Below are 11,813 nucleotides of genomic sequence, written 5' to 3'. Positions count from 1 at the left end.
GTTTTTCCACTTTCTGTACCATCTAAATATCGTTTCACCGCTTGGATTTTTTCTTTTGAAGAAAATTTAGCCATAAAAAATGCACCTCCAATTGTTAGACTGTGTCTAACAATTGGGGTGCACTTCAAATGAATAGAGGACTTTTTCCAAGTATATTCTATTTTAAAGTTCTTACTTATCTTTTACTTTAAAAGATATTGCTGTAACTTCTTTATTAACAGTTCCATCCCGTTTGGACTTACGATAATCTTCCCATTCGCTAACGAAATATTGCTGTCTGAAATATCTCCTGTAAGTGCACAAGCTCTTGGAGATTGATATTTTCGTAAAATAATCTGATCCTCTTCTATAAACATTTCAAGAGAATCTTTTTCTACAATTCCTAAACTCCGTCTTATTTCCATTGGAATAACAATACGCCCCATACTATCTGCTTTACGAGTAATTCCTCTTGATTTCATAAAATGCCACCCTTTATATTTATCTAATATTACGGTATTCATTTTAGCAATAAACAACAATTAGGAATAGTTCGTATTACAGTACTTTTTTTAGAAATAAATAACAATTAGGAATAGTTTATGTTAAAATTCTTTCTTGTTTATTCTTGATTTTTAATATATTTTTCCTTGATCATTTTTATATATTGTTTTCTTTCAGTTAGTTCAAATATAAATAATGCTTTTTTTATGTCTGTTAAACCAACTTCATTAGAGTGCTGAACTTTCAATAAAATTGCACCTTTTTCAAAAAACAATTCACCTAATAAGTATAAAGTATTCATATTTATGGCTAATTTTATACCTATTTCACTATACTTTATTGCTTCTTCATATTGATTTGCAAGGTGTAAACATTTTGTTAACGTATGAATGAGTCTTAATTTGATTTCTTTTTCTCTAGGAAATTCTATCTTATTAAAATTAATTAAACTTTGTTTTAATATATTTATACTTTTCTCATACTCTTCATTTTCTGCATGTATTATAGCAATTGAATTCATTATGCTTATTTCTTTTTCTGATAAAAAGTTAGTACTACTTAAGGTTTGTTTTAGTGCTCTATTTAAAATGTCAAAAGCATTACTTGTTGCTCCATTTACATAATATATAGCAATCGCTTCATGCCATAATAAAAATTGTTTATCCTCTTTCGATTGGAGATTATTATCATTTTTCTCTTTTTTTACTATTTCATAAAGCTCATTATATTGTTTTTGTTTTACACAATCTCTCATTACACATTTTACATTTTCAATATATTTTATTTTTTTATTTTTGGTTAGTGCGAATATATAATTTGGATCAATACCAAGTCTTTCAGATAATTGATACAACAATATGCTAGATGGATAAATAATACCTTTTTCTATCTTACTAATTTGACTTTGTGAACATATTCCATGACATAATTCAGATTGTGACATGTTTTTTTTCTTTCTAAGTTCTTTAATAATAATACCAAGATTGTAGAATTCCATCTTTCCTCCCTCAAATGTAACACTTTATGAGTATAAGAATATTTTCCAACTTTTAATGTAATGTAAAATTGATATAGTTACAATTACTAATTATATGGATTTATAGTTTCTTTTACAAACTTGTATCACAATACGAGAAATTATTAAAATATGGTTCACTAATAATCAATGTGCGTTTTATTCACCCCCACTGATTATTAGTCCACCCCAGGCAGGCTTTTACAGGGAGTCCGACTTCTTTGCCACATCTAAATTTTGAGGTCGGAGTCTTACTACCCGCAAATAGCCGGATTAAAATAAATATGATTTTTCACCTTTATTTCTTTTAATAGTTTCTTTTGATTTTTATATAAATAATTTCGAAGGAGCGTATTTTATGAAAAGAATGTTGACCGAAAGAGAGTTAGAAGTGGCTATTTATGTAGCAAAAGGATACACAGATGCAGAAATTTCAAAAAAAATATATGTTACCCCTCGAAGAATTTCAACGATAATTAATCATATTAAAGAAAAATGGCATATTAATTCTAGAGTGGAATTAGGTATTTTAGTTTATCATTATGGTTTTATAGATGCACCCTTATTTTCAAATAAAAAAATTCAGCTATGTAAAAAGGTTGTACAATAGATAGCTGAATATAACGAGTTTAAATTGCAAATAAAAATAGAAGAGCAGACAAACTTTTATTATTTGGTTTACTCCATCACTTTTTAAATTTCAGACATTAATATAAAAAGGTTAGAGAATTAACTTCTCTAACCTTTTTATATACACTATTAGGTTTCAAACAGTAAAGATGCCCTAATGCTACCATTGATCCTGTTCCCTATTCAACCTTGTATAAACAAAAAAAATCAGATATTACCACTATTCAAAACCAGTTACAATTCTCTCTTTCATTTTCTGTATTACTTCACTGCTCAATACTTTTTGACCAGCAGGAAGTTTTAATATGGCAGCGGCACCTTTACTAAGGTATATTTCTTGATCATTATTTTGATTTACTACCAATATTCCTTGCCCTTCAAATTCGAAATAACTAATATCTTTTGTTTCATTTGTATTATTTTTTATTGCTTTATATAATCCATATAAATCTTTACTTCTATTTTCTCCGCCCGTTCGAATCGGTTCAGTATCATTCGCAACAATTAGTCCTTCTGGCTGCTCACCCTTCATAATAAACCACAGCTTTTCATTTGTTGGTAATAGTAAATTCTTAAATTCAGAGCTATTTAAAATTTGCTGTGCTGGAATTGTTTCATAGATTGGTAACGAAAATGGAGATGTTGTTATTTTTTCAAAACTTAAATTTTCAGAAGAACTTCCCTTACTATATTGATAATCTTTTAATGCGATCGATTGTACTGATTCACTTTTATTTTTTGATGCATAACTAATTTTACTAGCGAAAATAATAACGGTCATTAAGCACATGCACAGTATCACAAGCTTAAGTAGTTTTCCCATTTATGAACCCCCGCTTTTAATATTATTAGTTTGCATGGATATTATAAACAGTTTCACTCCACCAAAAATTATTATTGTTATGGAACGTACTGAAATTATGATTATAATGATCACCATACCAAGGGTCCATGTATGTTATATAATCTGTTCCATTTGTCCCTTTATAAAATCCATCAAGTACTAGAAAGTGTCCGATGTTAGCTCCATTTTGCCACATAATGAGTGCAATCATCGGCTGATTACTATTAATTTGACTTTTGAACCAATCATAAGATTTTGCTCCAGAACTTATAGCTGAGCTAACACCATATCCCGATAATCCATATTGTATTTCACGTGAAGTTGCAGGATTATTATATGATCCACCCTTAACATACCTAACGTACTGATCTTGTGAAGGAGTTTTCCCAAAATAATTTAAAACTGAAACCGAAGTGCCTGCCCAACACCAATTTGATCTTTCTTGTAATATGTTAGGTACAGATAATTTACGGTCTGTTGGTGTACTTGGGGGATTTCCATTAATATACGCTGACGTTACATATACTTTTTTTCCATCTTTAAAATAATAAAACCAACGATTATCTAAATTTCCTGTCCAGTAATCTTTAACCGCTTCACCATACTCCCATCCTTTAAAAGATACTTTTGTATTTCCGGGAATCACATCTACAATATTTGCATTTAAACTTTTTGCCTCTCTAACATTTACATTCAATGGAGCTGTTGTTCCTGAAAATTCAACTTCTTCTGCTATTATTTTCTGAACACCAATAAAACTAAATGTGAAAAACAATAAAAACATACAAACAATAAAATGATTTCTTCCCTTCATTTCTCCACCCCTTCATCAGTACTAAAAAACATCAACAATTCATCCTTATTAATTGTTCAAGCTTAATATTACATACTAACGAAAAATGACTTCTCATAAAGTGAAACTTTAATCAGTAGTGGTTTTATTCATCCCCCACTGATTATTAGTTGAACCAATCGGGCTGCCCGGCAAATAGTGGGATAAATTCCAATACAAAAAAGGAGCCTATAAATTTTTATAGACTCCTTTTTATTTCGTCGTTATTACTTAGCTAATTCTTTCGTACCCTTCATTACATCAATGAAGAATCCCCAGTTATTCACTACAGAAGAGATACTGATATGTTCATCTGGAGTGTGGACGTTGAAAATGTCTGGTCCGAATGAAATTGCATCTAATTCAGGCATCTTTTGAACGAATGCGCTACACTCAATCCCCGCATGTACAGCGAAGATTTCAATTTCTTTATTGTATTTTTCTTGATGTACTTTCTCAAATAAATTACGAATTTGTGAGTTTGGATTGTATGGCCATTCTGGATACTCTGACTCTATTTCAAATGTAGCACCAACTAATTCAGCAATATATTTGATTTCTTCTGCAACATGTTGTTTTAAACTACTTACAGAACTTCGCACTTCGTTACGTAATTTAATTTCATCTTGCAAAGTTTCAATAGCGCCTAAATTTGTTGAACTTTCTACAAGACCTTTAATATCCATGCTCATACTTTGAATGCCATTTGGAATTAAGAATAATGATGAAATAAGCTGCTTTTGTGTCTCTTTAGCAAATACTTTTTCAACTTTTTCATCCAATTTTGTCAGTGTAACATGAACATCTGGATCAACAGCACGCATTTCTTCTTGTAATACACGTGTCCATGATTCTAGTTTTTCTTCTACTTGTCCTACATCTTCTGTACGAATTAAAATTGTAGCTACACTTTCACGCGGAATTGCATTCGTTTTTAATCCGCCGTGAACTTCACTTATGTAAAACTCCGTATGTACTGATAAATCACGTAATACTCGTCCTAATACTTTGTTCGCATTACCGCGTTGTTTATCAATTTCCATACCAGAATGGCCGCCTTTTAGACCACCAACATATATACGGTATGCATCCATATTCGCTGGCGTTTCATCCCAAATTACTTGAATTGTTTCAACAGCTTTCGCACCACCTGCACTACTTACAAGTAATTTATGATCTTCTTCAGAATCAATATTTATAAATATCTTTCCTTCAAAATGATTTGGATCAATAGCAAAAGCTCCGCCCATTGTCGTTTCTTCTTCAGTAGTGATAACGACTTCAAGTGCTGGATGCGGAATTTCTTTTGAATCTAATAAAGCTAATGCATACGCAACTGCAATACCATTATCAGCACCTAAAGTTGTTTGATTTGCATATAACATGTCCCCAATGATTCGTAATTCAATTGGATCTTTTTCAAAATCATGTACTGTTGCTTGATTTTTTTCGCAAACCATATCCATATGACCTTGAATAATAATAGCTGGTACATTTTCATAACCAGCTGTTGCTTCTTTTTTAATAATGACATTTAATGCTTCATCTTGAATGACTTCTAAGTTACGCTCTTTTGCAAAGCCCACTAAATAATCACTAATTTCCTTTTCATTACCTGATCCTCTAGGAATCTTTGAAATTTCTGCAAAATGAAAAAATACAGGGTGCTTTGTTAATTGTTCTAAAGTAGAATACATTTTTCAAGCTCCTCTCAAAATGAAAAAATAATATATAAGTCTCATATCATTATACCATGATTCATTATTTTATCTTTCTTTTAACTTTTATTGTTCATTTTATGTACAACACTCTTACAACATTGTAAGGGCGTTGTAATCTACATCGATTTTTCTCATTTAATAATAGTCGTATACTTTTTAAAGAAACACATTAAAGGAGATAAAGAAAATGAAAAAGTTTTTAGCAATTATTACACTATGTTTATTATTTTTTAGTTTTACTATTGGCTGTGAGAGAGCGTCACTAAATAGAATTGGTAAAGATGTATATTACATGCAGATAAAAGGCGAAGGAACTATCGAAAAAGTAGATCATAGAAACTTACGAAACTATACGCTGTCCGCATATGATGAAGATGGCGTCAAAAAACAAATTACATTTAGAAGTACAAAAAAAGAAAACAATCATAAATTAAATGAAGACGCGTTTTTACGCCTTTATGTAGATCAAGATGATAATAGCAACAATGAAATATCATCAATTGAAGTAAAGTCCTATGAAGAGATTCAGAAAACAGATTTACCTAAAAAAGTAAAAGATAAGTTTACTATTAAATAAAAAACAAAAGAAAATGCTCTATGCATTTTCTTTTGTTCTTTTCACCTGTATATATTTTGAACTACTATTATTCATCAGTTTCTCTAACCGATTTATATTCTCCGTTAATGCACCTTTCACAAGAGAGAAATCTGTATTGGATTCTTCTTTTTTTTCTTTAAAAAACGAAGACTTTTGTACATTGACTTCAGCCATCTCTTCTCCCCCTTTTCAAAAAGATACAACCTTTTATTTATATTATATAGCAAATGTAGAAAGAGTGTACACTTATGATTTTCTTTTTAATTCTTCTTCTAATTCTTCTACTTGCTGCAACGTATCCCCTTTTATTAAAGAGAAATCTGTTGTATCTTCGTTATCTTCTTTAAAAAAATCATTGTCATAATCTTTTACCACTACAATCACCTCTACATGCTAGTGTAGGAATGATTGTCCAATTTTATTCAACTTTGTCGGATTTTGTTTTTAATTTATGTATAGAAGAAAAGGACAGAAAAAGATTCTGTCCTTATTTACTAAAATAACTATGATGTATTGTTAAATTATATACATTTTCAAAATCCCGATCTTGCAGGTTATTTTTCTTTCCATCAATAACAATGAAAACGTCACTTACTATTTTTGCTGGTATAATCCCGACATTTTCTACTTGCACCGCTTTCTGCTCATTCAATTGCTCGATATGCTCTAACGGGACGATAATACTAAATTGTGAGCGAATACCACGAAAGTTTGTATTTAATTCCTTCGCAGCTTCAAAAACAACAATTTTCGCGCCAATCTTTTCCCCATATGAATCTAAAAATGCATTTAAGCTCTTTGTATATTCCTCTTCCGTATGCCATTCCATCGTACCGAATACTGCTGGATTAACATTTTGAATAATTGTCGTGTATATTTCTCCTCTTGCTTTAGATGCAATTAATGATCGTTTTATGGATTGAACTGTCTTGCCAATATCGCTAAATTTTGCACCCCATATTTCTGAAATATTAGGCGTTAAAATGAACGCAATATCAACAAAAATAACCATTGCAGTAAACATTAAAAGATTTTTCCAGAGGGTTAAATCGATTCCTTTTATCATGAAATACACGGTGACAGATATGATAAACAAACCATACCAAGTCTTTCTAATACGTTGCTTCTTCTCCTCGTACAACTCTTCATTTTTCCAATAAAAGAAAACAAGGACTACAAAGACAATCGCTAAAACAAATAAGCCAATTCGAATGTTAGAGATCATTAATCACATCACCCTCCATTCAAAAACTACTCACGATATCATTACATGCGCAAGCTGCTCTCTTTATGACAAAAGACGTGGACAAGCTTCTAAAATTAGCTACATCGCATATATATTAGAAGGTACCACGTCTTTTATCCTGCTATTTGTGGGCAGTAAGACCCCACTGATTAAAATTTCACTTTACCATGAGTCTATATTGTATATGTAGACAAGCATTCATTTCAACTTTTCGTATTAAAAAGAAATATGTTTCGGAATTTCCCCTTCAGGTACTTCTCCATCCATACTTAAATAATAATGACGAATCGGACGTAAGTTTTCGTCTAATTCATAAACAAGCGGAATGCTAGTTGGAATATTTAATGAAACTACACCATCACTTGAAAGGTTGTCTAAATATTTTACTAGCGAGCGAATTGCGTTACCGTGTGATGAAATAATTACTTTATTACCACTTTTTAATGTCGGCGCAATTTCTGAATGCCAATAAGCAAGTACTCTCTTCTCCGTATCCTCTAAACATTCAGTTAATGGAAATTCACCTTTTTTGAGTGTTTTATATCTTGGATCGGTCGCTTCATATCGAGGATCGTCTTCAGTAAAAGCCGGTGGTCTTACATCAACACTTCTTCTCCAAATATGAACTTGCTCCTCACCATACTTTTGAGCAGTTTCATCTTTATTCAGCCCTTGCAATGCACCATAATGTCTTTCATTTAGCTTCCAAGATTTATGTATTGGAACCCAAGTAAGATCCATCTCATGAAGTACAATCCATAACGTCCGAATTGCGCGTTTTAATACAGATGTATAAGCCACATCAAAAGTATATCCGTTTTTCTTTAATATTGCTCCTGCTTCTCTCGCTTCACTTAATCCATTCTCTGATAGATCAACATCTGTCCATCCAGTAAAGCGATTTTCAAGATTCCATAAGCTTTGTCCGTGACGAATAAGTACAAGTTTTATCATTATAATTCCCCTTTCGGAAATGTGAATTTTATTGTTCCATTGCGTACACGTATAAAGTATCTAGTAATGTATCTTTTTATCCATTCACTCTATGACCAATCGATAGTTGCCAAATGTATGGATAAAATTTGTTCTTTTTCAAACGATAAAAACAGAAGTTTTTTCATTATTTTTGATCGACTGGTATTTCACGTTTCGATATCCAAGCATTAAAACCTGATCGGCTATTTGCCATTTCATTCATAACTTGGTGCCAATTGTCCTCACATGATTCACCAAATTTTGAAAAAATAGCACCCATTTGTTGTCTTTGTACATCACTCAGTTTTTTCTCTAAATCTGTACCTTTTTCTGTTAAAGACAACTGTTTCACACGTCGATCATGCATAGCTTCATTACTCTCAATTAAGCCCTTTTCCACAAGTTGACGTAGCGGTCCGTGGAGCGCTTGCTTACTTATTTCTAATAGTGATAATAACTCATTTACACTTATCCCTGGAAAACGTGCGATAAAAAATAAAATTCGATGATGTACTCGTTGAATGCCATATTCTTTTATAATTTCATCTGGCTTTTCAGTAAATGTTTTATATGCAAAATAAAATAATGCTAATGCCTCATTCATCTGTTCTTCTTTATGTTGTGTCATCTACTTTCCCCCTGTATGTAAATTATACCACAATCTAGTAATGAATATTTTAATCAACGCATTAGAACTTGTTCAGTCTATTGAAACATTCATTGCATAATTAGGAGATGATTCATTTGAAAAAACAATATACTGTAAGTACATATTTATTGGATAGACTACACGAATTAGGAATTGAACATATATTTGGGGTTCCTGGTGATTATAATCTTGCCTTTTTAGATGATGTGGTAGCACATAAAAATTTAAAGTGGATTGGCAATTGTAATGAATTAAATGCTGCATATGCAGCAGATGGGTACGCTCGCATAAAAGGAATCGCCGCTCTTATTACTACTTTCGGTGTTGGAGAATTAAGCGCTATTAACGGTATTGCTGGCTCATATGCGGAAAACGTGCCAGTTATAAAAATTACAGGTACGCCACCAACAAAAGTAATGGAAAATGGAGCAATCGTCCATCATACGTTAGGAGATGGAAAGTTCGATCACTTTTCCAATATGTATCGAGAAATCACTATAGCACAAACAAATGTAACACCTGAGCATGCTGCTGAGGAAATTGACCGTGTTTTACGTGCATGTTGGAATGAAAAACGCCCTGTTCATATTAATTTGCCGATTGATGTGTATAATAAACCAATTAATAAACCGACAGAACCTATTATAAATAAACCTATTTTAAGTAATAAAGAAGCATTAAATAAAATGCTTCTACATGCCATTTCAAAAATAAATAGTGCCAAAAAACCTGTTATTTTAGCTGATTTTGAAGTAGATCGATTTCATGCTAAAGAAAGTTTACATCAATTCGTAGAAAAAACTGGGTTTCCCATCGCGACGTTCAGTATGGGAAAAGGAATATTCCCAGAAAAACACCCTCAATTTATAGGTGTTTATACTGGTGATGTAAGTTCTCCGTACTTGCGAAAAAGAATTGATGAATCTGATTGTATTATTAGTATTGGTGTGAAGTTAACTGATACTATTACAGGCGGCTTCACACAAGGTTTTACAAAAGAACAAGTTATAGAAATCCATCCCTACACTGTGAAAATTATAGATAAAAAATACGGTCCAGTTGTAATGCAGGATGTTTTACAACATTTAAGTGATTCAATTGAGCATCGTAATAAAGATACCCTTGACGTTAAGCCATTTATTTTAGAATCATCACCTTTTACTGAAGAGTTCAATCCAAAAGCACAAATGGTCACACAAAAACGTTTTTGGCAGCAAATGTACCATTTCTTACAAGAAAACGACGTCTTAATTGTAGAGCAAGGAACACCTTTCTTTGGTAGTGCTGCTATCCCTCTACCTAATGACACTGCATATGTAGGACAACCGTTATGGGGATCTATCGGATATACACTGCCCGCTCTACTTGGTACACAGCTCGCCACTTTATCACGGCGCAACATTTTAATTATTGGTGATGGTTCTTTCCAAGTAACTGCCCAAGAGTTATCAACTATACTACGTCAAAATTTAAAACCGATTATATTTTTAATCAATAACAACGGATACACTGTTGAACGTGCCATTCACGGACAAAACCAACCTTATAATGACATACAGATGTGGGATTACAATAAACTATCAATGATATTTGGATCAGAAGAAAAAAGTCTAACATTTAAAGTAGAAAATGAAGCAGAATTAGCAGAAGTCTTAACAAATATAATTTTTAATAAGAATCAACTTATCTTTATTGAAGTTATAATGAGCCAAAGCGATCAACCTGAATTGTTAGCTAAACTCGGGAAAAGATTCGGTCAGCAAAATTCTTAATATAAAAGCATAACCTAATTATACAACTAGTAGTGTAAAACTTGTTTTGAGAATAGTTTCGACACTCAAAATACATAAGGAAAAGGATGGAAAGTACCATCCTTTTCTATTTTAAGAGCCTTCTTCGACTAACGCCCCGTGCGACAAGCAAAAATTCTTAATCCATCTTTAATTTTATAGCTTTTGTCGCAATAAATGTTTTAATATGCTTATCCAATATCCTTGTTCCACCAAAATCATCCTCATAAAAACCTGTTATAGCAAAACCAGCATCAATTTGGCCTTGGATTTGGTCTTCTAAAGTATGCGCATATTCTATTGTTTGATTTGAATCGATGTAATCTTGAACTTCATCCTCTGGTAAATAATCCAATGTTGATGAAGGAATTGAATGTTTAACATCCAGAATACCTTTTTGCTCTTGGTTATCATCAAAAATCCATAGTAACGGATTTGTAAATCCAGCAATAAGAACACCTTTATTCTTTAAAACCCTAGAAACTTCATTCCATACAAGATGAACATCTTTGACAAACAAATTAGACACAGGATTTACAACAATATCAAAATATTCTTCCTCAAAATCACTAAGGTCTGACATATCTCCTTGTACGGTTTTTAAAGTTAAACCATCCCGTTTTGCTACCTTTTCATCTTGTTCCAATTGCTTCTTAGATATATCAGTAACTGTTACATCTGCTCCAGCAGCAGATAGAACTGGTGCTTGTTGTCCGCCACCTGATGCTAAGCAAAGTATCTTTAATCCATCTAATGACTTTGGAAACCATTCTCTAGGAACTGATTTTTCCGTAGTGACTGTAATCTCCCATTCACCTGATTTGCTTTTCTCAATAATCTCGCTACTTACAGACTGCGTGTATCTAGAACCTTCTTCCACCTTCTTATCCCATGCATTACTGTTTTGTTGTGTAGTATCCATTACAATTATTCCTCCTAACGATCTAGTTGCATTTTAAGTGTAAACTTATTAACTATTTAAGCTTTCCTTTTTCTATTAACCCGCCTGATAGTTCATACATAGTTGTCT

Annotated in this window: 14 protein-coding genes; 3 read left to right on the top strand and 11 right to left on the bottom strand. The window is 32.1% G+C overall.

Features of this window, described 5'->3' with window-relative positions:
- Positions 1 to 182 precede the first annotated feature (182 nt).
- Both D1166_RS24990 and D1166_RS24985 read right to left on the bottom strand, forming a co-directional pair.
- On the bottom strand, positions 183 to 461 hold the full coding sequence (locus D1166_RS24990) for an AbrB/MazE/SpoVT family DNA-binding domain-containing protein (protein WP_000842216.1): 279 nt from the start codon (positions 459 to 461) through the stop codon (positions 183 to 185).
- Positions 462 to 601: 140 nt separating this feature from the next.
- On the bottom strand, positions 602 to 1,480 hold the full coding sequence (locus D1166_RS24985) for a helix-turn-helix domain-containing protein (RefSeq protein WP_098318752.1): 879 nt from the start codon (positions 1,478 to 1,480) through the stop codon (positions 602 to 604).
- Between the two features lie 376 nt (positions 1,481 to 1,856).
- Here D1166_RS24985 and D1166_RS24980 point away from each other — a divergent pair, with 376 nt between their 5' ends.
- Positions 1,857 to 2,108, top strand: a complete 252-nt coding sequence (locus D1166_RS24980) for a response regulator transcription factor (protein WP_000827560.1) — start codon at positions 1,857 to 1,859, stop codon at positions 2,106 to 2,108.
- 240 nt (positions 2,109 to 2,348) lie between these two features.
- Here D1166_RS24980 and D1166_RS24975 read toward each other — a convergent pair whose 3' ends face one another.
- The 3 genes from D1166_RS24975 to pepD form a co-directional block, all read right to left on the bottom strand.
- Positions 2,349 to 2,951 (bottom strand): hypothetical protein, encoded by a 603-nt coding sequence (locus tag D1166_RS24975; protein WP_000517260.1) that lies wholly within the window; start codon positions 2,949 to 2,951, stop codon positions 2,349 to 2,351.
- A gap of 25 nt (positions 2,952 to 2,976) precedes the next feature.
- Positions 2,977 to 3,786: a papain-like cysteine protease family protein gene (locus D1166_RS24970; protein ID WP_000678509.1), complete on the bottom strand. Its 810-nt coding sequence runs from the start codon at positions 3,784 to 3,786 to the stop codon at positions 2,977 to 2,979.
- Between the two features lie 245 nt (positions 3,787 to 4,031).
- The gene (gene pepD / locus D1166_RS24965; protein ID WP_118043474.1) at positions 4,032 to 5,501 is read right to left on the bottom strand and encodes a beta-Ala-His dipeptidase; all 1,470 of its coding nucleotides are present in this window, start codon (positions 5,499 to 5,501) and stop codon (positions 4,032 to 4,034) included.
- A 211-nt stretch (positions 5,502 to 5,712) separates the two neighbouring features.
- Here pepD and D1166_RS24960 point away from each other — a divergent pair, with 211 nt between their 5' ends.
- Positions 5,713 to 6,102: a YxeA family protein gene (locus D1166_RS24960; protein WP_000713866.1), complete on the top strand. Its 390-nt coding sequence runs from the start codon at positions 5,713 to 5,715 to the stop codon at positions 6,100 to 6,102.
- A gap of 18 nt (positions 6,103 to 6,120) precedes the next feature.
- Here D1166_RS24960 and spoIISB read toward each other — a convergent pair whose 3' ends face one another.
- The 5 genes from spoIISB to D1166_RS24935 form a co-directional block, all read right to left on the bottom strand.
- Positions 6,121 to 6,297 (bottom strand): stage II sporulation protein SB, encoded by a 177-nt coding sequence (gene spoIISB, locus D1166_RS24955; RefSeq protein ID WP_000852629.1) that lies wholly within the window; start codon positions 6,295 to 6,297, stop codon positions 6,121 to 6,123.
- Positions 6,298 to 6,369: 72 nt separating this feature from the next.
- Complete coding sequence (locus D1166_RS24950) at positions 6,370 to 6,498, bottom strand: hypothetical protein (RefSeq protein ID WP_000237818.1); 129 nt, start codon at positions 6,496 to 6,498, stop codon at positions 6,370 to 6,372.
- A gap of 112 nt (positions 6,499 to 6,610) precedes the next feature.
- Entirely contained in the window at positions 6,611 to 7,348 is a 738-nt protein-coding gene (locus D1166_RS24945; protein WP_000624977.1) for a type II toxin-antitoxin system SpoIISA family toxin, read from the bottom strand.
- Positions 7,349 to 7,585: 237 nt separating this feature from the next.
- The gene (gene gpmA, locus D1166_RS24940; protein ID WP_098318751.1) at positions 7,586 to 8,323 is read right to left on the bottom strand and encodes a 2,3-diphosphoglycerate-dependent phosphoglycerate mutase; all 738 of its coding nucleotides are present in this window, start codon (positions 8,321 to 8,323) and stop codon (positions 7,586 to 7,588) included.
- Between the two features lie 166 nt (positions 8,324 to 8,489).
- Entirely contained in the window at positions 8,490 to 8,972 is a 483-nt protein-coding gene (locus D1166_RS24935) for a MarR family winged helix-turn-helix transcriptional regulator (protein WP_098318750.1), read from the bottom strand.
- 107 nt (positions 8,973 to 9,079) lie between these two features.
- Between D1166_RS24935 and D1166_RS24930 the strand changes: the two genes are divergently transcribed.
- Positions 9,080 to 10,765, top strand: coding sequence for an alpha-keto acid decarboxylase family protein (locus tag D1166_RS24930; RefSeq protein ID WP_098329913.1), 1,686 nt, complete (start codon positions 9,080 to 9,082; stop codon positions 10,763 to 10,765).
- Between the two features lie 157 nt (positions 10,766 to 10,922).
- Here D1166_RS24930 and D1166_RS24925 read toward each other — a convergent pair whose 3' ends face one another.
- Positions 10,923 to 11,705 (bottom strand): class I SAM-dependent methyltransferase, encoded by a 783-nt coding sequence (locus D1166_RS24925; RefSeq protein ID WP_000381800.1) that lies wholly within the window; start codon positions 11,703 to 11,705, stop codon positions 10,923 to 10,925.
- Positions 11,706 to 11,813: the final 108 nt, after the last annotated feature.

It is taken from the genome of Bacillus sp. ISO11, assembly GCF_003458115.1.
GTDB classification, from domain to species: domain Bacteria; phylum Bacillota; class Bacilli; order Bacillales; family Bacillaceae_G; genus Bacillus_A; species Bacillus_A cereus.
Note: the sequence above shows the minus strand (reverse complement) of the source record. Positions and strands in the feature narration are given on the sequence as shown.